Source organism: Nocardioides sp. ChNu-153 (assembly GCF_030466625.1).
GTDB lineage: Bacteria > Actinomycetota > Actinomycetes > Propionibacteriales > Nocardioidaceae > Nocardioides.
In genome coordinates this window covers 17,686-42,742 of sequence record NZ_JADEVT010000014.1, presented here as the reverse complement: position 1 = coordinate 42,742, position 25,057 = coordinate 17,686, and the positions used below count along the sequence as shown (strand labels likewise).

The window sequence follows — 25,057 nt, the reverse complement described above, 5'->3', positions numbered from 1 at the left end:
GACCTCCGCACAGGCCACCCGGGCGGTCGTGCCGGCTGACGCCCCTCAGATCCGCTCGACGACCCAGTCGACGCAGCGCGTCAGCGCCTCGACATCACCCGGGTCGATCGCCGGGAACATCGCGACGCGCAACTGGTTGCGGCCGAGCTTGCGGTAGGGGTCGACGTCGACGACGCCGTTGGCGCGCAGCACCGTCGCGACCTGCGCCGCGTCGACGGCCCGGTCACCGGACGTCGCCAGGTCGATCGTCCCCACGACCTGCGAGCGGATGGCCGGGTCGGTGACGAACGGGGTCGCGTACGACGACGCCTCCGCCCAGCCGTAGAGCGCGGCCGACGACGCGGCGGTGCGCGCCGCCATCGCCTCCAGCCCGCCCTCGGCGAGCATCCAGGCGAGCTGGCGCTCCATGAGGAACAGCGTCGCGATCGCCGGGGTGTTGAGCGTCTGGTGCTTCGCCGAGTTCTCGACCGCGGTCGCCAGGTCGAGGAACGCCGGGACGAAGCGCCCCGACGCCTTCACCTCCTCCACCCGCGCCAGCGCGGCCGGCGACATCAGCGCGAACCACAGGCCACCGTCGGCGGCGAAGCCCTTCTGCGGCGCGAAGTAGTAGACGTCCGTCTCGCGCAGGTCCACGGCCGCTCCGCCGGCGGCCGAGGTGCCGTCGACGACGACGAGCGCGTCCGCGTCGGCGCCGGGCACCCGCCGTACCGGCGCCATCACGCCCGTCGAGGTCTCGTTGTGCGGCCACGCGTAGACGTCGACCCCGGCGACCGCCTCGGGCACCGCCACCGAGCCGGGCTCGGCCCGCGCCACCACCGGCTCGCCCAGCCACGGCGCGGCGGCGCTGGCGGTGGCGAACTTGCCGCCGAACTCGCCGAAGACGCCGTGCGCGCTGCGCTCGCGCACCAGCGAGAACGTCGCCACGTCCCAGAACGCCGTCGAGCCGCCGAGGCCCAGCACCACCCGGTAGCCGTCGGGCAGCGCGAACAGGTCGGCGAGCCCGCCCTGCACCCGCGCCACCAGGTCCTTGACCGGGGCCTGGCGGTGCGACGTACCCATCAGCGAGCGCCCCGACGCCGCCAGCGCGTCGAGCGACGACTGCGCCACCTTCGACGGGCCGGAGCCGAAACGACCGTCGGCGGGCAGCAGGTCGGCGGGGATCTCGAGCGCGCGGGTCACCGGGCTAGTCTCCCACCGGCGGGATCGGGCACGGCGAGGAGGACGAGGGATGAGCGGTCTGCGGCTCGAGCGCGTGGGCTACGGGCACGAGGACGCGACGCGGCTCGTCGCGCAGGTGCAGGACGAGTACCGCAGCCTCTACGGCGGCCCCGACGAGACCCCGCTCGAGCCCGAGATGTTCGAGCCGCCGACCGGCAGCTTCTTCGTCGGGTACGTCGAGGAGCACGGCACGCAGGTGCCCGTCGCCACCGGCGCCTGGCGCTCCCACCTCGACCTCGACGAGCCGGGGCTGGGCCGGATCGCCGAGATCAAGCGCATGTACGTCGTGCCCTCCCACCGCGGGCGCGGGCTGTCCAAGCTGGTGCTCGCCCACCTCGAGCAGGACGCGCTGCGCGCCGGCTTCGACTCCCTCGTGCTCGAGACCGGAACGATGCAGCCGACCGCCATCGCGCTCTACACCGCGGCGGGCTACGCGGCGGTGACGCCGTACGGGCACTACAGGTGCTCGCCCAAGTCGGTGCACCTCGGGCGGCGGCTCTCGCCGCTGGAGCAGGCGGGCTGAGCCGGTGCGCCTCCCGCCGAAGGTCGCCCAGGGCGTCGCCGACGGGTCGGTGACGCTCGCGTTCCGCCGGTGGGCGCGCCCCGACGTGCGGGTCGGGTCGGAGTTCCGCAGCTCCGCCGGCGTCGTGCGCGTGACCAGCGTCGACGTCGTCGACGAGCACGCCATCACCCCCGACGACGCCCGCGCGGCGGGCTTTCCCGACGCCGACGCGCTGCGCCGCCGCCTGCGCCCCGTCGACGAGGCCGCCCGGCCCGGCGCCGGCGAGCCCGTCGTCTACCGCGTCGGCCTCACCTGGGCGGGGGAGGACCCCCGCATCGCGCTGCGCGAGTCCGCCGACCTCACCGCCGACGACGTCGCCGACATCGACCGCCGCCTCGAGCGGCTCGACCGCGCCAGCAGCCACGGCCCGTGGACGATGCAGACCCTCGACCTGGTGCGCCGCCGCCCCCACACCCGCGCCCCCGACCTCGCCGCCGAGGTCGGACGCGAGCGCGACCCGTTCAAGATCGACGTCCGCAAGCTCAAGGGGCTCGGGCTCACGCAGAGCTTCGACGTGGGCTACGACCTGTCGCCGCGCGGCCGGGCCTACCTCGCGGCGACGACGCGCGTCGTACCCGAGCCGGGCTCGGACTGACCCAGCGGATCCCGATACCACCCGTTGGGGTGCTCAGGTCGGGAGCGACACGGCCGAAAGGGTGACGAGTCCCCTCGGAGGAGTTGTCATGTCCCTGCGTCACCCGCGCCTGCTCACGATCGTCGGCGCCGTCCTGCTCGCCCTCGTCGCCGTCATCGGCCCCCAGCCGACGACCGCCGACGCCCGCGTCGCGTCGCCCGTCGAGCCCTTCGCCCGCTACGAGCCGCAGACCGGCTGCACGTCGAAGATCATGCCCGGCATGCAGGCGTACTCGAGCCAGCTGACCGCCCGCTACGGCGGCCGCATCATCGGCATCACGCGCGCCTGCAGCTCGGGCGGTCGCTCGGAGCACAAGGAGAGCCGCGCGCTCGACTGGAACCTCGACGCCCGCAACGCCAACCAGCGCCAGGCGTTCTACCGCTTCCTCGCCGAGCTGCAGGCCACCGACGCCGCCGGCAACGTCGCCGCCCGCGCCCGTCGCCAGGGCGTCATGTACGTCATCTGGAACGACCGCATCTGGTCGGCCTGGAACGGCTTCCAGGTCAAGCCCTACCTGCACGCCAACTGCACGAGCGTCGCGAAGTGCTCGCCCACGCTGCGCCACGTCGACCACGTGCACGTGTCGCTGAGCTGGGCCGGCGCGCGCGGCCTCACGAGCTGGTACACCGGCGGCTGAGCCCCGGTCACCCCTGGTACGACGGACGGGCGGGCCCGCAGCGCCGGCTGCGGGACCCGCCCGTCGTCGTACCTGCTCGGCGCAGGGAGGGGGCTCAGGCGCCCCAGGCCTCCTGCCAGCCGTCGACCGCGTCGGCGGGACGGGCGGCGGGGCCGGTGTAGACCGCGGACGGGCGGATCAGGCGGCCCGTGCGCTTCTGCTCGAGGATGTGCGCCGACCAGCCGCCGGTGCGGGCGCAGGTGAACATCGACGTGAACATGGGCGCCGGCACCTCGGCGAAGTCGAGCACGATCGCGGCCCAGAACTCGACGTTCGTCTCCAGCACGCGGTCGGGGCGACGCTCGCGCAGCTCGGCCAGCGCCGCCTGCTCCAGCGCCTCGGCGACCTCGTAGCGCGGGGCGTCGAGCTCGCGGGCGGTGCGGCGCAGCACGCGGGCGCGGGGGTCCTCGGCGCGGTAGACGCGGTGGCCGAAGCCCATGAGGCGCTCGCCGCCGTCTAGCAGCTCCTTGACGTAGGCGCGGGCGTCGCCGCGGCGCTCCACCTGCTCGATCATGCCGAGCACGCGGGAGGGGGCGCCGCCGTGCAGCGGGCCGCTCATCGCGCCGATCGCGCCGGAGAACGCGGCCGCCACGTCGGCGCCCGTCGAGGTGATGACGCGGGCGGTGAACGTCGAGGCGTTCATGCCGTGCTCGGCCGCCGACGACCAGTAGGCGTCGATCGCCTTGACGTGCTTCGGGTCGGCCTCGCCCTTCCAGCGGATGAGGAACTTCTCCGCCAGCGTCGCGCCCTCGTCGACCGCCTTCTGGGGTACGACGGGCTGGTGCAGCCCGCGGGCCGACTGCGCGGCGTACGACAGCACCATGACCGCCACCCGCGCCAGGTCGTCGCGCGCCTGCTCGTCGCTGATGTCGTAGGTCTGGCCGAAGCCGAACGCCGGGGCGAGCATCGCGATGGCCGCCTGCACGTCGACGCGCACGTCACCTGTGTGCACCGGCAGGTTGTAGGCCTCCGCCGGCGGCAGGCCGGGGGTGTAGCTGCCGTCGATGAGCAGGCCCCACACGTTCTCGAACGGCACCCGGCCGACGATGTCCTCGATGTCGACGCCGCGGTAGCGGAGCGCGGAGCCCTCCTTGTCGGGCTCGGCGATCTCGGTCTCGAAGGCGACGACGCCTTCCAGGCCGTGGTGGACCTCGGTCATGGGGCGACTCCTTCGTCGGCGCGGTTCCCGCGTGCTCACGTTCGCGTGCTGGTGGCGTGTGTGCCGCGTCGCATTGTGCCCGCGCGCTCCGCGGGCCCGCCACGGGGGCGTCCGAGCGGTGGTCGGGCGCGCTCCGCCGTACCGTGGCGGGCATGAGCGACGAGAGGGACCTGGCCGACCTGCGCGAGGACTACGCGAGCGGCGGGCTCGCCGAGGGCGACCTGACGCCCGACCCCGTGTCGATGTTCTCCCGCTGGTACGACGACGCCGCCTCCGCCGCGATCGGGGAGCCCAACGCCATGGTCGTCTCGACCGTCGACGTCGACGGCGCGCCCTCGTCGCGCTTCGTGCTGCTCAAGGGGTTCGGCCCCCACGGCTTCCGCTTCTTCACCCACACGGGCTCCCGCAAGGGCACCGGCCTCGCGGCCGAGCCCCGCTGCGCGCTGCTGTTCCCCTGGCACCAGCTGGAGCGGCAGGTGCGGGTCGACGGGCACGCCGTACCCGTGCCGCGGGCGGAGGTCGAGGAGTACTTCGCGCGCCGCCCCCGCGGCTCCCGCATCGGCGCGTGGGCCTCGCAGCAGTCCGCCGAGGTGGCCTCGCGCGACGAGCTGACCGCTGCCTACGACGAGGCCGAGCGCCGCTTCGCGGGCACCGACGACGTGCCGGCGCCCCCCGGCTGGGGCGGGTACGACGTCGTGCCCGACGCCGTCGAGTTCTGGCAGGGCCGCACCGGGCGGATGCACGACCGGCTCGTCTACCGGCGCTCCGGCGACGGCTGGACCGTGCGGCGCCTGGCGCCCTGACCCGGGCGCCGTGACCGGCACCCGATTCGCCCTCGGCGAACGGCCCGGAAAACCCCTTGAGACCCCCCGGGCACCGGCGTACGTTCTGGTGCACACGGGAAAGGAGGTGGTCCGGAGAATGAGTTCTTCCAGGACGCGTGAGGTGGCTGCTCGCTAGCAGCTCCGCACCAGACGCGGGACGCCCGACCGGCGAGGTGCCGGTCGCAGCAGAACGCAGTCGGCGGCGTCGAGCCGCTGGCAATCCAAGGGCAGTCACCCGGCCCGCAGGCGCTCCAGACCTTGTCCTACTGGAGACGGCCCCTCCCGAGGGGCCACGCCTGCGGGTCGTCCCATTTCCGCCGCCGCGCGCAGCGACGACCTAGGGTGGCGGGCATGGCCTCGAGCCCCCGGCCCACCCCGCGCTCCATCACCGGCATCGTCGGCGGCGACCGGCTGCCGCACGTCCTCGACCTGCTGGCCCGGCTCACCGGGGACGGCGACGTCCGGACGCTGCTGCAGGACGTCGTCTCGAGCGCCTGCGAGCTGGTCGGGGCCCGGTACGGCGTCCTCACCGTCCTCGACATCGACGGGCGCCTCGGCGACTTCTACCTCCACGGCCTCGACGAGTCCGCGCGCGACGAGATCGGCGACTTCCCGGTCGGTCGGGGCGTCCTCGGCTGCCTCCTGCGCTCCGACGAGCCGATGCGTCTCGACGACGTCACGGCCCACCCGCTCGCCACGCTGCTGCCCCCGGGCCACCCGCCGGTCGAGCGGTTCGTCGGCGTCGGCATCGACCGGCGCGAGCGGCGGCTCGGCATGCTCTACCTCGGCGACGAGGACGACCGGGCCCCCTTCACCCCCGACGACGAGCGGCTGTTGGGCTGGCTGGCCGACCGCGCCGCCCACGTGCTCGACGTCGCCGGCGCACGCGAGCGGGCCGTGCGGCGCTCGGAGTGGCTGACGGTCTCGCAGCGGCTCGCCGAGCTGCTGCAACCGCCCATCGCGGCCGACGCCGCGCTGGCCCACGTCACCGAGCTCGTCAGCTGGGTCTTCCGGGCGCGCTCGGTGGTGCTCGTGCGCCTCGTCGCCGACGCCGTGGTCGTGGTGGCCGAGGACGACGTGTCGAGCACGGAGCACCTGGTGCCCGCCGAGCACCTGGCGCCCGGCGCCGCGGTGTTCGAGGCGGTGCACGCCGCGAACCGGTCCCGCCGCTCCGTGGTCGCCCGGGCCGACAGCACGGTCGTCGTGCTCGTGCCGTTCCGCTCCGAGCTCGCCGAGCCGCTCGTGCTGGGCGTCGCGCTCCGGCCGGGCGACCGGGCCCCCGCCGAGGAGGAGCTCGAGCTGCTCGAGTCGTTCGTGTCGCACGCCGTCTCCTCCATCGACCGCATCCGGGCGGTGGGGGAGCGCCAGGAGCTGATGGTGCTCGCCGACCGCGACCGCATCGCCCGCGACCTGCACGACGTCGTCATCCAGCGCATCTTCGCCACCGGCCTGCAGCTGCAGGGCCTGCGCGCCCAGGTCGCGCCGGACGCCCGGCCCCGGTTCGACGCCGCCGTGCGCGAGCTCGACCAGACGATCCGCGACATCCGCACGACGATCTTCGAGCTCAGCCGGCTCCAGGGCACCTCGCTGCGTGCCGAGGTGCTGCAGCTCGCCGCGGAGTACGCCGACGCGCTCGGCTTCACCCCCGAGGTGCACGTGCGCGGCCCGGTCGACACGACGGTGCCGGACCGCGAGTCCGACGAGCTGCTCGCGACGCTGCGCGAGGGCCTGTCGAACGTGGTGCGGCACGCGCGGGCGAGCGCGGTGACGATCGACCTGCAGGCCGACGACGACATCGTGGCGCTGCGGCTGCTCGACGACGGCGTCGGCTTCGACGGCGCGGTCGAGAGCGGGCTCGTCAACGTGCGCCGGCGCGCCGAGGCGCTGGGCGGGACCGCGCGGGTGATGAGCGAGCACGGCGGCGGGACGCTGCTGGAGTGGGTCGTGCCGCTGCCGCGCTGAGCGGCCGGTGCGGCCGTCCCCTACGGAGGTTCGTGGTAGCAGCGCCGCGGAGTGCCTGGCGCTGCTACCACGAACCGGGGTACGGCGGGGCTCAGCGGAGCGGGTCGACCTCACCGTGGCCGGCGACGTCGAGCGCCAGCAGGCCGAGGTGGTGCCGGGCGTCGCCCAGCAGGTGGTCGAGCGCCGTGAGGTGGGCGGTGTAGGAGCCCGTCGAGTACTCCGCGGTCATCGCGATGCCGCCGTGGAGCTGGATGGCCTCCTGGCCGACGTGGCGCCCCGCCGCGGAGGTCTGGGCCCAGGCCCGGCGAGCCGCGTCGGCCTTCTCCTCGGGGGTGGCGTCGGGGTCGGCGTGCACCATCGTCGCCCAGAGCGCGAGGCTGCGGGCGAGCTCGAGCGCGACGTACATGTCCGCGGCGCGGAAGGTGAGCGCCTGGAACGTCTTGAGCGGCACGCCGAACTGCTCGCGGCTCTTGAGGTACCCCGCCGTCGTCTCGAGCGCGACCTGCATCGCCCCCACGGCCTGCTGCGCGGCCGCGACGCGGGTGGCGTCGTGGGCCGCCGCGACCTCGGCCGTGCGGTCGACGCCGGCCTCGCCCAGCGGCGTACCCGTCGCGCTCTCGAGGTGCACCCGGGCGGCGCGCCCGCCGTCGGGCGTGCGGTAGCCGTCGCGGGTGACGCCGTCGGCCGCCGGGTCGACCACGAACACCCCGGTGCCGCCGCCCGGCAGGGCCGCGGTGACGAGCAGGACGTCGGCGGAGGCGCCGAACGGCACCGGCTCCTTCACCCCGTCGAGGGTCCAGGTGTCGCCGGCCTGCTGCGCGGTCACCGCGGTGGCCTCGGCGCTCCAGCGGCTGCCCGGCTCCGCGTGGGCCAGGGCCGGCACCAGCTCGCCCGACGCCAGGCCGCCGACGAGCTCGGCGCGCTGCTCGTCGGTGCCGAGGGCTGCGACGAGGCCGCCCGCCAGCACCACGGCCGCGAGGTAGGGCTCGGGGGCGAGCACGCGACCGATCTCCTCGGCCACCACGCCCACCTCCACGGGGCCGGCGCCCACCCCGCCGTCGTCCTCGGCGAAGGGGAGGGCCAGCAGGCCCATCTCGGCCATCCGGCCCCAGGTGGCCGCGTCGTACCCCGGGTCGTCCGCGACCGCGCGGCGCCGGTTCTCGAAGTCGCCGTACGCCCGGCCGAGGAGACCCCGCACCGCCTCGCGCAGCGCGACCTGCTCCTCGTCGTAGGTGAAGTCCACGTCTCGTCCTCTCGCGTGCGGGTCAGAGCCCGAGGATGGTGCCGGCGATGATCTGGCGCTGGACCTCGTTGGAGCCGCCGTAGATGGAGGCCTTCCGCAGGTTCAGGTACGCCGGGGTGCCGCGTCGCTGCCAGGCCGGCAGGTCGCTGGTCTCGTCGTCGGCGCCGGAGGCCAGGGCGCCCGGGCCGGCGACGTCGATCGCGAGCTCCGAGACCGCCTGCTGCAGCTCGCTGCCCTTGAGCTTGAGCACCGAGGAGGCGGGGTGCGGGCGACCGTCGGCCGAGTGCGCGACCACGCGCAGCGCGGTGAGCTCGAGGGCGCTCAGCTCGTTCTCCAGCTCCGCGATGCGGGCGGCGACGAACGGGTCGTCGAGCAGCGTGCCGTGGGGGGAGGTCACCGTGGTGGCCCACTCCTTGATCTGCGCGAGCAGCCGCTTCGTGGCGCCGACCGGCGCGACGCCGACGCGCTCGTTGCCGAGGAGGAACTTGGCCTGGGTCCAGCCCGAGTTGACCTCGCCCACCAGGTTCTCCGAGGGGACGCGCACGTCGGTGAACCACACCTCGTTGACCTCGTGGCTGCCGTCGATGAGCTCGATGGGACGGACCTCGACGCCGGGGCTGGTCATGTCGATGAGCAGCATCGAGATGCCCGCCTGCTTCTTCACGTGCGGGTCGGTGCGCACCAGGGTGAAGATCCAGTCGCCGTACTGCCCCAGCGTGGTCCACGTCTTCTGGCCGTTGACGACCCACGTGTCCCCGTCGAGCACCGCGGAGGTGCGCAGCGACGCCAGGTCGGAACCCGCGTTGGGCTCGGAGAAGCCCTGGCTCCACCAGATGTCGAGGTTGGCCGTGGCCGGCAGGAAGCGCTCCTTCTGCTCCTGGCTGCCGAACTGGGCGATGACCGGGCCGATCATCGAGGTGTTGAACGCCAGCGGCGGCGGCACGCAGGCGCGCTGCATCTCCTCGTGCCACAGGTGGCGACGCAGCGAGCTCCAGTCGCGCCCGCCCCACTCGGCGGGCCAGTGCGGCACGGCGAGGCCGGCCGCGTGCAGCGTGCGGTGGCTGCGCACGATCTGCTCCTGCGTGAGGTGGGCGCGGTCGCGGACCGCGGTGCGGATGTCCTCGTCGACCTGCGTCGTGAAGAACTCCCGGAGCTCGGCGCGGAACGCCGCGTCCTCCTCCGTCAGGTGCAGCCGCATGCGCTCCTCCTCCGCCCCTTCCGGGGTCCTCCGCCTGTGATCGCGCTCACCGTAGCCGCTCGCAGCGACACTACGGCGATGACCTAGGGTTCGAGGTCGAAGGGGAGTAGCCCGGCCGACTCGCGTCGGCAGGGACGGTCGACATGCTGGTGCCCGCGGCGACGTGGTCACCCGGCCGTCCCGCCCGAGGCCGCCCGCGTCGCAGGACGCGGGGAGCCGGTGGTGGACGAGACCTTCGACCAGCTGATGCTGGTCGAGGCCTCGGCGTACCCGGATCCCCTCGACCAGCCCGACGAGAGGAACCCCTCGGTGACCATCGCCGAACTCATCGTGCTCGCCTTCGCCCTCGCCATGGACGCCGTCGCCGTGTCCGTCGCGCAGGGCCTGCGGATGCACCGCCCCCGCTGGCGCGACGCGCTCTTCCTGGCCGGCGCGTTCGGTCTCTTCCAGGCCGTCATGCCGCTCGGTGGCTGGGTGCTGTCGTTCTGGTTCGCCGGCGTCGTGAGCGCCGCTGCCCCCTGGATCGCCTTCGTGCTGCTGGCGGTCCTCGGCGGGTTGATGATCAAGGAGTCGTTCTCCGACGACGACGACGAGCCCGCCGACGCGGGCGCCGGCACGGGTACGGCGGGGGGCGCCCTCGCCGCGTACGCCCCGCTGACGCTCGCCGTCGTCGTACCCCTGGCCGTGGCCACCTCGATCGACGCCGCCGCCGTCGGCGTCACGTTCGGCGTGCTCGACATGACCGTCGCGGCCGTCGTCCAGGCCGTCGTGATCATCGGCGTCATCACCTTCGCGCTGTCGCTGGTCGCCGTGTTCGTCGGCTCCCGTGTCGGCGAGCGCCTCGGCACCTGGGCCGAGCTCGTCGGCGGCGTGATCCTCGTGCTCATCGGGCTGCGCATCCTGCTCGACCACCTCGGCGTCCTGGGCTGACGCCCGCGGCGCCGCAGCGGCCCGCCGCACCGCCGCACCGCCGTACGGGCTCGTGTAACGCGGTGTCCGAGCGACTGCACACGTGGTGGGCGGCGTGTGCAGACGCGTGGACACCGCGTTACACGGCGGGGGGGCGACCGCCGGCGGTACGGCGCGGGCGGTGGTCCAGGCCAGCGGAGCCGGACGCGCCGTTCGGCGGACGCGGGCGGCGTACGACGCGTTCACTGGTCGCGCGCCTCGCGAACGGCGGGCGCGAGGGGGAGACCACGATGCAGCCGTACGACATGACGAGGACGCCGCGCCGCCGCGGCCCGTTCTGGACCCGCGCGAAGGTCGGGATCGCCGCCGGCCTGGCCGGGCTGGTGCTCGGCCTCGGCGCTTCCGGGGAGGACGAGGACGCGCTGGCGCGCGCCGAGGCCGAGGGCCGCGCCGCTGTCGAGGAGTCGACGGAGCGCGAGGTCGCGGCCGCCCGTGAGGAGGCGCGCGACGAGGCCGCGGACGCGGCGGCGGACCAGCTCGACGCCGCCGAGGCGGCCGCAGCCGCGCAGGTCGCCGAGGCGCACGCCGCGACCGACGTCGCCGTGGCGGAGGCCGTCGAGGCGGAACGGGTCGCGCAGGCGGAGGCCCAGCGCCGGGCGGTCGACGACGCCGTCGCCCAGGCGCTCGCGTCGCGGCCGGCCAGCGGCTCGGGCGGCGGGTCCGGCTCGTCGGGCTCGGGCGGTGGGTCCGGCTCGGGTGCTGCGACCGCGCCCGAGGCGGCTCCCGCGTCCTCGACGGACCCACGGTTCGGGACGTGCGGGGCGGCGAACGACGCCGGGTACGGCGACTACGTGAGCGGCGTCGACGCCGAGTACGACTGGTACCAGGACCGCGACGGCGACGGGGTCGTCTGCGAACGCTGAACCGGAGCCCGCGCCTCTGGCGCGGTGCTGGGGTGTCCGTGCACGCCGTCGACCGCGTCTCCCGTCGCCCGGACACCGCGTTGCAGCAGCAGGACTTGTCACCGGCGTGAGCATCGGGGGACGTCCTGTGGACGGACCGGTGCGAGGACCCGGCGGTTGTGGTGATGATGTCCGGGTGAGTGGACATCTCGGGACCGTCCCTCCCCAGCGGGCGACGCGCGCGACCGCGCCGGGTTGGCGCGATCCGCGGCTGTGGGTGGGGTTGCTCATCGTCGCCGTCTCCGTCCTGGTGGGCGCGCGGGTGCTCGGCTCGGCCGACGACACGGTCGAGGTCTGGGCGGCCGACGCAGACCTCGTGGCGGGGTCGACGCTGTCGGCCGACGACCTCGTGGCCGTGCGCGTGCGCTTCCGCGACGGCGAGTCCCTCGACTCCTACCTGCGGGCCTCCGAGCCACCGGAGGACGGCGCGCGGCTCGCCCGTGACGTCGGCGCCGGTGAGCTGCTGCCCGCCGCCGCCCTGGGGGAGGGGGAGGACGAGGGGCTGCGCCACGTGCCCGTCGCGGTCGAGGCGACGCGGGTGCCGCCGGGCGTGGTCGCCGGCAGCGTCGTCGACGTCTGGGCCGCCGGCGCCGAGGTGCCCGCCGACGCGGCCGGCACCTCCGCGACGACCCAGCCCGGCCAGGGCACGGCCCCGGGCCCCGCGCAGGGCCAGCAGGGCACGGGTGCCCCGGACCCGTCGGCACCGGGTGCGGTGCTGCTGCTCGAGGAGGTCCGCGTCGTCGAGGCGCCCTCGGCCCAGGACGGCATCGGCAGCCTCGCCGACCGCCAGCTGGTGCTCGCCGTGCCCGAGGACCAGCACGACGCCATCGGTCCCGCCCTCGCCGCCATGACGAGCGGCACCGTCACTGTCGCCCAGCGGGGCTGAACCGTGATCTGCGTCCTCGTCGTCGGCTCGGGCGCCGCCTGGGAGCAGGGCGCCCTGACGGCGCTCGCCGACCGCAACGACGTCGCCGTGCTCCGGCGCTGCGTCGACGTCAACGACCTCCTGGCCTCCGCGACGCTCGGCCAGGCCGACGTCGCGCTCGTCGGGCTCGAGGCGCCCGGTCTCGACGGCGCCGCGGTCGAGCACCTGCGGCGCCACGGCGTGCGCACCGTCGGCGTCGTGGAGCCCCACCAGACCGGCGGCCCCGACACCGTGCGGGCCCGTGCGGCGCGCCTCGGGGTCCGCTCCCTCGTGCCGGCCGACGACGGCCCGGCCCTCGTGACGGCCGTGCTCGCGCCCCCGGACCCGACGGCGGTACGCCGCACGCCCGGCCCGGCGTCCGGCCCCGCGTCCGGCCCCGCAGCCGCCTCGCCCCACCGTGGGGCGGACCCCACCTCGACCGCCACCCAGGCCGCGGTGTCGCCGTTCGGGCCCGCGGGAACCGCGGCCCCCGGCGCCCCCGCGCCGACCTCGCCGGGCGCCGACGCGGCCGTTCCGGAGCCCGTGCCGCGCCGCGTCGTCGCCGTGTGGGGCCCGGCCGGCGCGCCGGGGCGCACGACGGTCGCGACGGCCCTGGCGGCCGCGCTGGCCTCCCGGGGTGAGCCCACCCTCCTCGTCGACGCCGACCCCTGGGGCGGCACGGTCGCGCAGCACCTCGGGGTGCTCGACGAGGTCTCGGGCCTGCTGGCGGTCGCGCGGCACGCGGGCGCGGGGGACCTGGAGGAGCGCTGGCTCGGCGCGGTCCGCTCGCTCGACCGGCACCTGCACGTGGTGACCGGGCTGCCCCGCGCCGACCGCTGGGCCGAGGTCGACGGCGGGGCGCTGGAGCAGCTCGTCGACCTGGCCCGCGAGGTCGGTCACGTGGTGCTCGACACCGGGTTCGCGCTCGACCACGACGACGGCGGGTTCGCCGTCGGCCCCGCCCGCAACGAGCTGACCACCACGGCGGTCGAGCTGGCCGACGCGGTGGTGGTGGTCGGCACGGCCGACCCGGTAGGGCTGACACGTCTGGCCCGCGGCCTCGCCGACCTGCGCGAGCTGGGGCGCGGCGACGTGCACGTCGTCGTCAACCGGATGCGGTCCACGCTCGGCTGGTCGGAGCGGGAGGTGGCGTCGATGCTGGCCGACTTCGTGCGCCCCGCGTCGCTGCACTTCCTGCCCGACGACCGCCCGGCGACGGACCGGGCGCTCGTGACGGGACGCTCGCTGCTCGACGGGGGCGACGGTCCGCTGGCCCGGGCGGTGCTCGCCGCGGCCGCGGGCGTCGTACCCGGGGCCGCGGCGCCCGTCAGGAGGCGAAGAGCAGGTAGAGCCCGCCGCCGGTGAACGCGATCATCACGCCGAGCATCGGCAGCTGACCGACGAGCTGGTGCTGGCGCGGCAGCACCGACAGCGACCGGTCGTGTGCCGCCACCGCGGCCACGACGTGCCCCACCACGACGCCGGACACCTGCACGAACGCCAGGAGGCCGATGTTGTCGGACAGGAAGTACGACGGCTGCAGGTTCGCCGTGCCCAGCCAGTTCGACCCCTGGGCGAGCGGGTCGCTCATGTAGATCACGACCTGCTGGCCGAACTCGAGCAGGTAGGTCAGGTAGTGGGCGCCGACGTACCCGACGATGATCGGCGCGATCGAGTGCGCCATCAGCGACGGCAGCGCCCGGCGCGGGATGCCCTCGCGCGCCGGCACGGCCGCGGACGCCAGCGTCAGCAGCACCCCGACGATCGCGATGACGCCGATGAGCGCGACGTTGAGGATGAGGTCGGAGTCGAGCGTGCTCGTGTTGACGAACCGCACGAACGGCAGCGACTCGCGGAAGGAGTCGTACGCCGTGCTGCCGAAGAGCACGGCCACGAGCGCCACCAGCCCGGCGGCGGGCCGCAGCGTCGCCAGGTTCGCGAGCGGGCTGCGTGCCACCAGCGTGCCGTCGGCGTCGCGGCCCCAGACCGACACGTGCGCCACGAGCGTCGAGTAGGCCTCGAACGGGTCGCAGCGCTCGTAGAACACGTTGCCGAAGACCGCACCGCCGACCAGCATCAGAGCGAAGTACGCCGCCAGCCACAGCCGCACGGCGCTCGTCTCGACGCCGTTGGTGCTGACCAGCTCGAGCCACACGAACGCGTAGAGGCCGATGGCCGCCGGCCAGTAGCCCACCCAGGACGGCAGCTCGCGCAGCCCGTGCTCCGGGTCGGTGCCGGCGAGCCGGGAGAGGCCGGCGTTGATGGTGCGCACCGGGCTCACGGCCCGGTAGAAGCGGCCGAGGAACAGCGACGCCGGTACGATCCCGACCCAGAGCAGCACGTAGAACATGCCGAGACCGGGGTTCGTCGCGTAGTCGGGGCCGACCACGAGCGCGAACATCATGTAGGCGAAGAACGCCGCCCCGAGCAGTCGGGCGAGCACCCGCACGACCGGGTGGTCGACCACGGCGCCGATGCGCCGTACCGCCCCCGGCGCCCAGGGCCGCATGCGGGTGGTGCCGGGCCCGGGTCCGTCGTACCGCGGCTTGCGCCACGCGACGGCGAGCACCAGGAACGACGCCGCCAGCGCCACGACCGAGCCGATGACGACCGCCTCGAGCGGGATCGGCAGGTCGGCGGCGTTGCCCAGCCCGCTGTGGGCGAGGGTGACCTGGTCGGAGGGGTCCGGCGTCACGGGCGGACGTCGACGCGCACGAGCAGGCGCTCGGGGTCGTGCAGCTCGACGTCGTAGCTGCCGGCCCGGTCGATGGTGACGGTGTGCTCGCTGGTGCCGGGCTCCGCGTCGATCGTGAACTCCGGGTCGGTGTGGCCGTGGATCTCGGCCGCCACGTCGGTGGTGACGCGGAAGACGATCGGCTGGCCGACCGCGGCCTCGACGCGGCTCGCGTTGGGGGAGACCGAGTCGCCGTCCACGACGACGTCGATCATGACGGGCTCGACGCCGGGCTCGGCCGACGCGCTGCCCGAGGTGGCGCCGGACGTGGTCGTGCTGCTCGACGACGTCGACTCCTCCGGGCCGGCCTCGTCGGCGGTCCCCCCGCAGGCGGAGGCGGTCACGGCCAGGGTGGCGGCGACGGCGACGGTGGTGAGCGGGCGCAGGGCGCGACGGAACACGGTGACTCTCTTCTCCCTCGGGTACGACGACACGGTGCCGGCCCGGTCCGGCGACCCCCACCCGGGCACGGCGGGGGCTGTGCCGGTCGGGGGCGGATGACATGATCCACGTCGAGGTTACGTACAGCGTCGAGCGGGAGCGAGGTGGGGGATGGGCGAGCGGCTGCGCTCCCGGGACATGGCGATCCTGGCGACCGACTCGACGACGTCGCCGTTGCACAACGCGACGCTGGAGATCTTCGACCCGGGCGAGTCCGGGTTCGACCACGAGCGCCTCGTCGCGCTCATCGGCGACCGCATCACCTTCGTGCCGCGCTACCGCCAGCGGCTCCTCACCGTCCCCGGCCACCTGGCCACGCCGGTCTGGAGCGACGACCTGCGCTTCGACCTCGCCTACCACGTGCGCCGCTCGGCGATCCCGCGCCCGGGCACGCTGGAGCAGCTGCTCGAGCTGGTCGCCCGCATCGTGTCGCGCCCGCTGGACCGCACGCGGCCGCTGTGGGAGGTCTACTTCATCGAGGGCCTCGAGGACGGTCGGGTCGCCGTGCTGTCCAAGTCCCACCAGATCCTGGTCGACGGCATGGAGACGGTCGACCTCGGCCAGGTGCTCCTCGACGTCTCGGCCACGCCCAAGGTCATGGAGCCCGACGAGTGGGAGCCGGCGCGCCGGCCGACCAACCCGGGCCTCGTCGCCGACGCGTTGCGCGACACCCTCACCGAGCCCTCCGCGCTGCTCGCGAACGGCCGGGTGCTCGGCCAGTCCGTGGCCCGCCGCACCCTCGGCGTCCGTCGCCGCCTCACCTCGCTGGCAGGTCCGCTCGCCCCGCTCGGCGGGCCGCTGGCCGCGCAGCCCCCGGTCAGCGAGTCGCCGATCACCCCGGCCGCGCTGTCGCAGCAGCGCCGCGTCGCCGGCGTCCGCACCTCCCTGGCCGACCACCGCCGGGTGCGCGAGGTGCACGGGGGCACCGTCAACGACGTGGTGCTCGCCACCGTGGCCGGCGGCCTGCGCAACTGGCTCATGGCCCGCGACCAGCGCATCGGCCCGCAGAGCAAGGTCCGCGCGCTGGTGCCGATGTCGGTGATCGACGACGAGCTCGAGGCCACCTCGCTCGGCACCCAGATCCAGGGCCACCTCGTCGACCTCCCCGTCGGCGAGGCCAGCCCCGTCGTGCGGCTGCACCAGGTGTCCTACTCGTTCAAGGCCCACGGCGAGACCGGCCGCGCGGTGGCGGCCAACCGCCTGGCGGGCATCGCCGGCTTCGCGCCCACGACCTTCCACGCCCTCGGCACGCGGGTGGCCCTCGGCGAGCTCGGCTCCCGGCGCTTCCAGCTCACCGTCACCAACGTCCCCGGACCGCAGTTCCCGCTGTACGCCGCGGGCGCCCGCATGGTGGCGACCTACCCGGTGCCGCCGCTGCTGCCCCGGCACGCGCTGGGGATCGGGGTCACGTCGTACGACGGGCACGTCTACTACGGCGTCACCGGCGACCGCGACGTGATCGACGACCTCGACATCTTCGCCCAGTGCCTGCGCGACGCCCTCGACGAGCTGGTCGACACCGCCAGCGACACCCGCCCCCGGGCGCCGCGCGGCCGCAGCCGCCCGCGGCCCGCCACCGGCCCGACCGACCCCGCGCCCGGCCCCGCCGCCGACCCCGCGCCCGGCCCAGGAGCGACCTCGTGACGACGCGCGTCTTCGTGCCCCTCACCTCCTCCGAGCTCGCGCGCGTGGTCGCCGAGGGCCGGCTCGCCGGCCCGTTCCGCGCGCACGCCGCGACGCCCGCGCTGGAGGAGGCGTGGCCCGACGGCTCGACCGAGGAGTGGGAGTACGCCGCGCAGGCCGCGGCCGGCACGGAGTCGCTGGCCCGCCGCGTCGAGGGCGATCAGCCCCGGCGCCTCGTGCTGGCCGCCGACGTGCCGCAGGTGCGACCGCTGGACGACGAGGCGGAGCCCACCCTCGTCGAGGTGGAGGCCGACGTGCCGTGGAAGCGGATCGCGTCGGCGCACGTCGACGTCGTCGACCTCCCGCCGGCGGCGGTCGCGGCGTACCTCTCGGGCGAGGAGCTGCCCGACTCGGTCGACGGGGTCGAGCTCGACCACGACCTCGCGTGGTTCGCCACGCAGGAGATCCGCACCCTCCTCTGACCGCGGGGCGGGGGCTGTTGAGGGCGTCGGCGCCGCCTGACACGATCGGGCGCATGGACGCGATCACGCTGCCCCCCGCACCGGTCAACGAGCCGAACCTGACCTACGCCCCCGGCAGCGCCGAGCGGCTGGCGCTGCTCGAGCAGGTCGAGGTGCTGCGGGCTGCCCCCCGCGACCTCCCGGCGTACGTCGGTGACTGGCGGGCCGGTGGTGGCGCCGAGGTCGCCGTCGTCGAGCCCCACGACCACCAGCGGGTGCTCGGCACCTTCCGGTCCTCGACCCGCAAGGACGCGCAGGACGCGGTCGACGCCGCGCGGGCCGCGGCGCCGGGCTGGCGGGCGCTGAGCTACGACGACCGCGCCGCGGTGCTGCTGCGGGCCGCCGAGCTGCTCGCCGGCCCGTGGCGCCAGCGCCTCAACGCCGCCACGGTGCTCGGCCAGTCGAAGACGGCCTTCCAGGCCGAGATCGACGCCGCCTGCGAGCTCATCGACTTCTGGCGCTTCAACGTGCACTACGGGCGCCAGATCCTCACCGAGCAGCCGATCCGCAACGCGCCGGGTGTGTGGAACCGCACCGACCACCGTCCGCTCGAGGGCTTCGTCTACGCGATCACCCCGTTCAACTTCACGGCGATCGCGGGCAACCTGCCGACCGCGCCGGCGCTCATGGGCAACACCGTGATCTGGAAGCCGTCGCCCACCCAGCAGCTGGCGGCGTCGCTGACGATGGAGCTGCTGACCGAGGCGGGCCTGCCGCCCGGCGTCATCTCGATGCTGCCGGGAGACGGCGTCGAGCCCTCCGAGGTGCTGCTGCCCCACCCCGACCTCGCGGGCATCCACTTCACCGGCTCCACGCCGACGTTCCAGCACCTGTGGCGCACGGTCGGGGAGAACCTGTCGGGCTACCGCGGCTACCCCCGCCTCGTCGGCGAGACCGGCGGCAAGGACTTCGTGCTCGCCCACCCCTCGGCCGACCCCGACGCGGTGCGGGTGGCGCTGGTGCGCGGCGCGTTCGAGTACGCGGGCCAGAAGTGCTCCGCCGCCTCGCGGGCGTACGTCGCGCGCTCGGTGTGGGAGCGGATCCGCGAGCAGCTGGTGGCGGACGTCGACGGCCTGGCGATGGGCGACCCGACCGACCTGTCGAACTTCCTCGGCGCCGTGATCGACGACCGGGCCTACGCCAAGCACGTGGCCGCCATCGAGCGGGCCCGCGCGAGCGACGGGCTGGACGTCCTCGCCGGCGGTGAGTGCGACGACAGCGTCGGTTGGTTCGTGCGCCCCACCGTCGTCGAGGGCGGCGACCCGACCGACGAGATGTTCTCGACGGAGTACTTCGGGCCGATCCTCGCCGTCCACGTCTTCGACGACGCCGACTTCGAGAAGGTGACGCGCCAGCTGGAGTCCGCGTCGCCGTACGCCCTGACCGGTGCGGTGTTCGCGCGCGACCAGCGCGTCGTGGCGTGGGCGGCCGAGGAGCTGCGGTTCGCCGCCGGCAACTTCTACGTCAACGACAAGCCGACCGGCGCCGTGGTGGGCCAGCAGCCGTTCGGCGGCGGGCGCGCGTCGGGCACGAACGACAAGGCCGGCGCGGCGTCGAACCTGACCCGCTGGACCAGCCCGCGCTCGATCAAGGAGACGTTCGTGCCGCCGCACGACCACCGCTACCCGCACATGGGCTGACACGCGGCGGGGCGGCACCGGACCGGTGCCGCCCCGCGCTCGCGTCCTGGGCCTCAGCCCTTGGCGAGCCAGGCGCGGCCGGCGCGGTTCTCGGCCTTGAGCGCCTTGACGAGCAGGTCGGCGATGAGGCCCTCGATCTTCCCGCCGACGAGCGGGATGGAGACCTTGACCTGCAGGTCGACCGTCTCCGTCGTGCCGGTGCCGGTCTCGCGGAGCGTGGCCGTGCCCGTCATGTCGCCGGGCTTGCCGGGGATGGTGACGTGGATGTCCGCCGCGGTGGCGCCCCACTTCTCGTCCTGCACCACGACGATCTCGTCGCCGACGAACTTCTTCGCGAACGACGGGATGCCGGCGGCGGGCTGCACGGTCTCGAAGCGCACGACGTCGCCCGTGACGGAGACGGTCGAGCGCAGCGCCCGCTGCTCGGCGGCCACCGAGCGGCGGAACGCCTCGTCGAGCAGCATCGCGCGCACGTCGGCGAGCGGGGCGTCGTAGGTCAGTTCGTGGGTGACGCGCTTGGCCATGGGGAGGATCTCCGTCCGACTCGGCACGGGCCTCGGCCCGGTGCGGGGTGCTGGTCGACGGGGCGCCGGGCCCCGCCGCGGGCCATCATGGCGCACCCCCGGGAGCCGGGTTGTTGCGGCACCGGGGGACCCCTAGGGTCGGGAGGGTGGCGACGACGCTGGACGGCAGGAACCTGGACCGCAGCAAGGCCGATCTCGTGGCGGACGCCGCCGCGCTGGCCCGGGGCCGCAACGGCTCCCTCGCCGGGCCTGAGGGTGATGCGGACCCGGACGCGGTGCTGTCGGCGTACTACCGCCACGTCGCCCCCGAGGACATCCTCGACCGCACCCCCGTGGACCTGTACGGCGCCGCCGCCTCCCACCGCCGCCTCGCCGAGCACCGCGCCCCCGGCGAGGTGCTCACCCGGGTGCTGACGCCGTCCGTGGCCGACGACGGCTGGACCGCCGGCGGCCACTCCGTCGTCGAGGTCGTCACCGACGACATGCCGTTCCTCGTCGACTCGGTGACGATGCTGCTCGACCGGCTCGACTGCGACGTGCACGCGGTGCTCCACCCCCAGCTGCGGGTACGGCGCGCCGCCGACGGCACGCTGCTGGCGGTCGGCCCGATCGCGGAGGGCTCGGTGCAGGTCGAGGACCACGCCGACCAGACCGCGACGCGCGAGTCGTGGATCCACGTCGAGATCGGCCGCCTCGGCACCGACGGCGACGACGGCACGGCCGCCGCCATCGAGGCGGGGGTCCACCAGGTGCTCGCCGACGTGCGCGTCGCGGTCGAGGACTGGCAGCAGATGAAGGAGGCCGTCGCGGCGGTGGCCACCGACCTGCGGGAGCGGCCCGCGGAGGTCGCGGCCGGCGTACCCGAGCCGGAGGTGCGGCAGGGCGCCGACCTGCTGGAGTGGATCGCCGACGACCACTTCACGTTCCTGGGCTACCGGGAGTACACGCTGGCCACCGGCGCCGACGGCGACGAGCTCGTCGCGGTGCCCGGCACCGGGTTGGGGCTGCTGCGCGACGACCGGCCGGGCGTGGCGCCCACCGGCGCCGACGGGCCCCGCGTCACGGCCGAGGTGCGCGACCGGATGCGGGACCCCGAGCTGCTGGTGCTGGCCAAGGCCAACCGCCGCGCCACCGTGCACCGGCCCGTGCACCTCGACTACGTGGGCGTGAAGACGTTCGACGCCGACGGCGTGGTGACGGGCGAGCGGCGCCTCATCGGCCTGTTCTCCTCGGCCGCCTACACCGAGTCGCTGACCCGCATCCCGCTGCTGCGCGAGAAGGCGGAGGCGGTGCGCGAGCAGCTGGGCTTCGACCAGCGCAGCCACGCCGGCAAGGCGCTGCTCGACACGCTGGAGAACTTCCCGCGCGACGAGCTCTTCCAGACCCCCACGGAGGACCTGGCGCCCATCGCGCAGGCCGTCATGTTCGCCCGCGAGCGCCGCCGCCAGCTGCGGCTCTTCGTGCGGCGCGACACCTACGGGCGCTACCTCTCCGTGCTCGCCTACCTGCCGCACGACCGGTACAGCACCGCGGTGCGCGAGCGCTTCGCCGAGGTGCTGCGCCAGCGGCTCGACTCCTCGGCCATCGAGTTCGCGGTGCAGCTGTCGGACTCGGCCATGGTGCGCGTGCACTTCGTCGTGCGTCCCCAGGAGGGGCTGAGCATCCGCCAGGCCGACCGCGAGTTCGTCGCGGAGCTGGAGCACCGCTTCGACGAGGTCGCCCGCTCCTGGCGCGACGACCTGCACGCCGCGCTGCTCGCCGAGCACGGCGAGGTCGACGGGGCGCGGCTCGGCCGGCGCTACCTCGGCGCGTTCCCGGAGGCCTACAAAGAGGACTTCGACGCCCGCACGGCCGCCTCCGACATCGGTCGGCTCGAGGCGGTCCGGGCGGCCGCCGGCCCGGCCGGCGGCTTCGACGTCGCGCTCCACCAGCCGGTCGACGCGCCGGCCGGCGAGGGCATGCTGAAGGTCTTCCGCGTCGGCCCGGCGCTCTCGCTCTCCGCCGTGCTGCCGATGATCTCGTCGATGGGCGTCGAGGTGCTCGACGAGCGGCCCTACGAGCTGGAGGACCTCGACCAGCCGACGTTCGTCTACGAGTTCGCGCTGCGCACCGACGCGCAGGCGGGCCCCGACCAGCGCGAGCTGTTCGCCGACGCCCTGCGCGCGGTGTGGGCCGAGCACAGCGAGGTCGACCGGTTCAACGCCCTCGTGCTGCGGGCCGGGCTGACGTGGCGCCAGGTGATGGTGCTGCGCGCCTACGGGCGCTACATGCGCCAGGGCAGCTCGCCGTTCTCGACCACGTCGATGGCGGACGCGCTCGCCGCGAACGTCGAGATCACCCGCCTGCTGGTGCGGCTGTTCGAGACGCGCTTCGACCCCGACCTGACGGGTACGGGCGACGGCGCGGGGGACGGGGCGGTCGGCGGGGCGGTCGGCGGGGCGGACGGCCGCGAGGCCGCCGAGCAGCAGCTCGTGGACGAGGTCACCAGCGCGCTGGAGCAGGTCGTCAGCCTCGACCACGACCGCATCCTGCGCTCCTACCTCACCCACGTGCGGGCCACGCTGCGCACGAACTACTACCAGCGCCCCGACGCCGGTGGCGTGCGCTCGCACCTGTCGCTGAAGCTGCAGCCCTCGGCGATCCCCGACCTGCCCGCGCCGCGGCCCGCGTTCGAGATCTTCGTCTACTCGCCCCGGGTCGAGGGTGTGCACCTGCGCTTCGGCGCCGTGGCGCGCGGGGGCCTGCGCTGGTCGGACCGGCGCGACGACTTCCGCACCGAGGTGCTCGGCCTGGTCAAGGCGCAGATGGTGAAGAACACCGTGATCGTGCCGGTGGGGGCGAAGGGCGGCTTCTACGCGAAGCGCCTCCCCGACCCCGCGGACCGGGAGGCGTGGCAGGCGGAGGGCGTGGCGGCGTACCGGACGTTCGTCTCGGGCCTGCTCGACGTCACCGACAACCTCGTCGACGGGGCGGTGGTGCCGCCGCAGCGGGTGGTGCGCCACGACGGCGACGACACCTACCTGGTGGTGGCGGCCGACAAGGGCACCGCGACCTTCTCCGACATCGCGAACGCGCTCTCGGCGGACTACGGCTACTGGCTCGGCGACGCGTTCGCGTCGGGCGGATCGGTGGGCTACGACCACAAGGCGATGGGCATCACCGCGCGCGGCGCCTGGGTCTCCGTGCGCCGCCACTTCCGCGAGCTGGGCCTCGACACGCAGCGCGAGCCGTTCACCGTGGTCGGCATCGGCGACATGTCGGGCGACGTGTTCGGCAACGGCATGCTGTGCTCGCCGCACCTGCGGCTCGTGGCCGCGTTCGACCACCGCGACATCTTCCTCGACCCCGACCCCGACGCGGCGGCCTCGTTCGCCGAGCGCCAGCGGCTCTTCGCGCTGCCCCGCTCGTCGTGGCGCGACTACGACCGCTCGCTCATCTCCGAGGGCGGCGGCGTGCACCCCCGCTCGGCGAAGTCGGTGCCGATCTCCGCGCCGGTACGCCGCGTGCTCGGCCTCGGCGACGACGTCACCCGGCTGACGCCGAACGAGCTGATGCGCGCCATCCTGCAGGCGCCGGTCGACCTGCTGTGGAACGGCGGGATCGGCACCTACGTGAAGGCCTCGACCCAGACCCACGCCGCCGCCGGGGACAAGGCCAACGACGCGATCCGCGTCGACGGCAGCGAGCTGCGCGCCCGCGTCGTCGGGGAGGGCGGCAACCTCGGGCTGACGCAGGCGGGACGCATCGAGTACGCCGCCGCGGGCGGCCGCCTCAACACCGACTTCATCGACAACTCCGCGGGCGTCGACACCTCCGACCGCGAGGTCAACATCAAGATCCTGCTCGACCGCCTCGTCGCGGCCGGGGACCTCACGGGCAAGCAGCGCAACGAGCTGCTGGCGTCGATGACCGACGAGGTCGCCGAGCTGGTGCTGGCCGACAACTACGACCAGAACCTCGCGCTGGCCAACGCCGCCGCGAACGCGCCGGCCCTGCTGCACGTGCACGAGCGGTGGATGCGCCGGCTCGAGGCCGAGGGCCACCTCGACCGGCGGCTGGAGGACCTGCCGTCGAGCGGGGAGGTGCGCCGGCGTCTCGAGGCCGGGCAGGGCCTGACCCTGCCCGAGCTGGCGGTGCTGCTGAGCTGGACCAAGATCGTGCTCGCCGACGAGCTGCTGGCCTCGGACCTGCCGGACGACCCCTACCTGCGGGGCGAGCTCTACGCCTACTTCCCGACCCCGATGCGGCACCGGTTCCGCGAGCGGATGGACGAGCACCCCCTGCGCCGCGAGATCGTCGTGACTCAGGTCGTGAACCGGCTGGTCGACACGGCGGGCATGACGTTCTGGCCGCGCCTGGCCGACGAGACCGGCGCGACCGCGGCCGAGCTGGCCCGCGCCAGCTTCGTGGCCGACGAGATCTACGGCGCCGCCGCGTTGCGCGAGGAGATCGCCGGCCAGGACAACCAGCTCGACGCCGCCGTGCAGACCCGCATGCGGATCGAGCTGCGCACCCTCGTCGAGCGCGCCGCGCGGTGGCTGGTGCTGCGGCGCCCCGACACCGACGCGGAGGGCACCGTCGACTTCTTCGGCGTCCGCATCCAGCAGGTGCTGCAGGGCGACCCGGGCCTCGCGGGGCTGCTGACCGGGCGCGAGTCGGTGGCGCACGACGAGCGGCTCGCCGCCCTGCGCGCGGACGGGGTCCCCGACGGGCTCGCAGCCCGCATCGCGGCGCTGCCCCCGTCGTACGGGCTCCTGGGGATCGTGGAGACCGCCGCCCGCCGCGGCCTGCCGGCCGAGACGGTCGCCAAGGTGCACTTCGCGCTGGGGGAGCGGCTCGGGTTCGCGACGCTGCTGTCGCGGATCCTGGCGCTGCCGCGCAACGACCGCTGGCAAGCCACCGCCCGCGCCGCGCTGCGTGACGACCTGCACGCCGTGCACGCGCTGCTCACCGCGCAGGTGTTGGCGGCGACCTCCGACGACGACTCCGCCGCGGCGCGTGTCGCCGCGTGGGAGGAGACGCAGGCGACCGTCGTCGCCCGCGCCGCCCGCACGCTCGAGGAGGTCTGCGCCGAGGAGCCCGACCTCGCCCGGCTCTCGGTGGGCATGCGCGTGGTCCGCGGGCTCGTCGCCGTGCCCGGGGGTGCGCCGCAGGTGTGAGGCGGCGGCCCGGTCGCGGGACGTCATCCGGAGCGGGGGGCGGGGGCCTCGTCGGGGATGACGTCCGGGGGCGGCCCGCAGCCGCCCGCCCGCATCCACTCGTCGCGGGTACGGGCTGCGGGAGTGGTGACATCTGGGGCGCCCGCGTCCGGGGGCGGCCCGCA

The 25,057-nt window shown here is 74.9% G+C and carries 20 protein-coding genes; 13 read left to right on the top strand and 7 right to left on the bottom strand.

Going from position 1 to position 25,057, the window contains the following annotated elements; genetic code table 11:
* Window positions 1–45: 45 nt before the first annotated feature.
* A complete protein-coding gene (gene serC, locus INN71_RS15190) occupies window positions 46–1,179 on the bottom strand; it encodes a phosphoserine transaminase (protein WP_301801035.1) in 1,134 nt (377 codons plus the stop codon).
* Window positions 1,180–1,228: 49 nt separating this feature from the next.
* Here serC and INN71_RS15185 point away from each other — a divergent pair, with 49 nt between their 5' ends.
* From INN71_RS15185 to INN71_RS15175, 3 genes are all read left to right on the top strand, one after another.
* The gene (locus INN71_RS15185) at window positions 1,229–1,741 is read left to right on the top strand and encodes a GNAT family N-acetyltransferase (protein WP_301801033.1); all 513 of its coding nucleotides are present in this window, start codon (window positions 1,229–1,231) and stop codon (window positions 1,739–1,741) included.
* 4 nt (window positions 1,742–1,745) lie between these two features.
* On the top strand, window positions 1,746–2,375 hold the full coding sequence (locus INN71_RS15180) for a hypothetical protein (protein WP_301801031.1): 630 nt from the start codon (window positions 1,746–1,748) through the stop codon (window positions 2,373–2,375).
* An 88-nt stretch (window positions 2,376–2,463) separates the two neighbouring features.
* Entirely contained in the window at window positions 2,464–3,051 is a 588-nt protein-coding gene (locus INN71_RS15175; protein WP_301801030.1) for a hypothetical protein, read from the top strand.
* A gap of 94 nt (window positions 3,052–3,145) precedes the next feature.
* Here the strand turns inward: INN71_RS15175 and INN71_RS15170 are convergent, their stop codons facing one another.
* Window positions 3,146–4,249: a citrate synthase 2 gene (locus INN71_RS15170; protein WP_277499644.1), complete on the bottom strand. Its 1,104-nt coding sequence runs from the start codon at window positions 4,247–4,249 to the stop codon at window positions 3,146–3,148.
* A 152-nt stretch (window positions 4,250–4,401) separates the two neighbouring features.
* On the opposite strand from INN71_RS15170, the gene pdxH reads away from it, so the two are divergent.
* Both pdxH and INN71_RS15160 read left to right on the top strand, forming a co-directional pair.
* Window positions 4,402–5,052, top strand: a complete 651-nt coding sequence (pdxH, locus tag INN71_RS15165; RefSeq protein WP_301801028.1) for a pyridoxamine 5'-phosphate oxidase — start codon at window positions 4,402–4,404, stop codon at window positions 5,050–5,052.
* Between the two features lie 372 nt (window positions 5,053–5,424).
* Window positions 5,425–7,035 carry a GAF domain-containing sensor histidine kinase gene (locus INN71_RS15160; RefSeq protein WP_301801027.1) on the top strand — a complete coding sequence of 537 codons (1,611 nt, stop codon included), beginning with the start codon at window positions 5,425–5,427 and terminating at the stop codon, window positions 7,033–7,035.
* Window positions 7,036–7,126: 91 nt separating this feature from the next.
* Here the strand turns inward: INN71_RS15160 and INN71_RS15155 are convergent, their stop codons facing one another.
* Window positions 7,127–8,278 carry an acyl-CoA dehydrogenase family protein gene (locus INN71_RS15155; RefSeq protein WP_301801025.1) on the bottom strand — a complete coding sequence of 384 codons (1,152 nt, stop codon included), beginning with the start codon at window positions 8,276–8,278 and terminating at the stop codon, window positions 7,127–7,129.
* A gap of 22 nt (window positions 8,279–8,300) precedes the next feature.
* On the bottom strand, window positions 8,301–9,476 hold the full coding sequence (locus tag INN71_RS15150) for an acyl-CoA dehydrogenase family protein (RefSeq protein WP_301801023.1): 1,176 nt from the start codon (window positions 9,474–9,476) through the stop codon (window positions 8,301–8,303).
* 222 nt (window positions 9,477–9,698) lie between these two features.
* Here INN71_RS15150 and INN71_RS15145 point away from each other — a divergent pair, with 222 nt between their 5' ends.
* The 4 genes from INN71_RS15145 (at window position 9,699) to INN71_RS15130 (ending at window position 13,616) form a co-directional block, all read left to right on the top strand.
* The gene (locus tag INN71_RS15145) at window positions 9,699–10,406 is read left to right on the top strand and encodes a manganese efflux pump MntP family protein (protein ID WP_301801021.1); all 708 of its coding nucleotides are present in this window, start codon (window positions 9,699–9,701) and stop codon (window positions 10,404–10,406) included.
* 269 nt (window positions 10,407–10,675) lie between these two features.
* Entirely contained in the window at window positions 10,676–11,308 is a 633-nt protein-coding gene (locus INN71_RS15140; RefSeq protein WP_301801019.1) for an excalibur calcium-binding domain-containing protein, read from the top strand.
* Window positions 11,309–11,564: 256 nt separating this feature from the next.
* A complete protein-coding gene (locus tag INN71_RS15135) occupies window positions 11,565–12,233 on the top strand; it encodes a hypothetical protein (RefSeq protein WP_301801017.1) in 669 nt (222 codons plus the stop codon).
* Between the two features lie 3 nt (window positions 12,234–12,236).
* Window positions 12,237–13,616, top strand: coding sequence for a hypothetical protein (locus tag INN71_RS15130; protein WP_301801016.1), 1,380 nt, complete (start codon window positions 12,237–12,239; stop codon window positions 13,614–13,616).
* Here INN71_RS15130 and INN71_RS15125 read toward each other — a convergent pair.
* Both INN71_RS15125 and INN71_RS15120 read right to left on the bottom strand, forming a co-directional pair.
* On the bottom strand, window positions 13,579–14,946 hold the full coding sequence (locus INN71_RS15125) for a hypothetical protein (protein ID WP_301801015.1): 1,368 nt from the start codon (window positions 14,944–14,946) through the stop codon (window positions 13,579–13,581). The genes INN71_RS15130 and INN71_RS15125 overlap by 38 nt on opposite strands.
* On the bottom strand, window positions 14,943–15,386 hold the full coding sequence (locus INN71_RS15120; RefSeq protein ID WP_301801014.1) for a hypothetical protein: 444 nt from the start codon (window positions 15,384–15,386) through the stop codon (window positions 14,943–14,945). The genes INN71_RS15125 and INN71_RS15120 overlap by 4 nt, the downstream gene beginning before the upstream one ends.
* Before the next feature lie 151 nt (window positions 15,387–15,537).
* Between INN71_RS15120 and INN71_RS15115 the strand changes: the two genes are divergently transcribed.
* Genes INN71_RS15115 through pruA form a run of 3 tightly spaced genes read left to right on the top strand, consistent with a single transcriptional unit; the run spans window position 15,538 to window position 19,210 of the window.
* Complete coding sequence (locus tag INN71_RS15115) at window positions 15,538–17,070, top strand: wax ester/triacylglycerol synthase family O-acyltransferase (RefSeq protein ID WP_301801013.1); 1,533 nt, start codon at window positions 15,538–15,540, stop codon at window positions 17,068–17,070.
* On the top strand, window positions 17,067–17,531 hold the full coding sequence (locus tag INN71_RS15110; protein WP_301801011.1) for a hypothetical protein: 465 nt from the start codon (window positions 17,067–17,069) through the stop codon (window positions 17,529–17,531). Before INN71_RS15115 ends, INN71_RS15110 begins: the two co-directional genes overlap by 4 nt.
* 53 nt (window positions 17,532–17,584) lie before the next feature.
* On the top strand, window positions 17,585–19,210 hold the full coding sequence (gene pruA, locus INN71_RS15105; protein ID WP_301801009.1) for an L-glutamate gamma-semialdehyde dehydrogenase: 1,626 nt from the start codon (window positions 17,585–17,587) through the stop codon (window positions 19,208–19,210).
* A gap of 53 nt (window positions 19,211–19,263) precedes the next feature.
* Here the strand turns inward: pruA and INN71_RS15100 are convergent, their stop codons facing one another.
* Window positions 19,264–19,734: a DUF2505 domain-containing protein gene (locus tag INN71_RS15100; protein ID WP_277500567.1), complete on the bottom strand. Its 471-nt coding sequence runs from the start codon at window positions 19,732–19,734 to the stop codon at window positions 19,264–19,266.
* Window positions 19,735–19,880: 146 nt separating this feature from the next.
* On the opposite strand from INN71_RS15100, the gene INN71_RS15095 reads away from it, so the two are divergent.
* A complete protein-coding gene (locus INN71_RS15095) occupies window positions 19,881–24,893 on the top strand; it encodes an NAD-glutamate dehydrogenase (protein ID WP_301801007.1) in 5,013 nt (1,670 codons plus the stop codon).
* The last annotated feature ends 164 nt before the right edge of the window (window positions 24,894–25,057 follow it).

Excerpts from the sequence above, each read along its gene's own strand:
- INN71_RS15170 (WP_277499644.1), bottom strand. The coding sequence starts at position 4,249 with ATGACCGAGGTCCACCACGGCCTGGAAGGCGTCGTCGCCTTCGAGACC.
- INN71_RS15160 (WP_301801027.1), top strand. The coding sequence starts at position 5,425 with ATGGCCTCGAGCCCCCGGCCCACCCCGCGCTCCATCACCGGCATCGTC.
- INN71_RS15185 (WP_301801033.1), top strand. The coding sequence starts at position 1,229 with ATGAGCGGTCTGCGGCTCGAGCGCGTGGGCTACGGGCACGAGGACGCG.
- INN71_RS15150 (WP_301801023.1), bottom strand. The coding sequence starts at position 9,476 with ATGCGGCTGCACCTGACGGAGGAGGACGCGGCGTTCCGCGCCGAGCTC.
- INN71_RS15140 (WP_301801019.1), top strand. The coding sequence starts at position 10,676 with ATGCAGCCGTACGACATGACGAGGACGCCGCGCCGCCGCGGCCCGTTC.
- pruA (WP_301801009.1), top strand. The coding sequence starts at position 17,585 with ATGGACGCGATCACGCTGCCCCCCGCACCGGTCAACGAGCCGAACCTG.
- INN71_RS15100 (WP_277500567.1), bottom strand. The coding sequence starts at position 19,734 with ATGGCCAAGCGCGTCACCCACGAACTGACCTACGACGCCCCGCTCGCC.
- INN71_RS15115 (WP_301801013.1), top strand. The coding sequence starts at position 15,538 with ATGGGCGAGCGGCTGCGCTCCCGGGACATGGCGATCCTGGCGACCGAC.
- pdxH (WP_301801028.1), top strand. The coding sequence starts at position 4,402 with ATGAGCGACGAGAGGGACCTGGCCGACCTGCGCGAGGACTACGCGAGC.
- INN71_RS15175 (WP_301801030.1), top strand. The coding sequence starts at position 2,464 with ATGTCCCTGCGTCACCCGCGCCTGCTCACGATCGTCGGCGCCGTCCTG.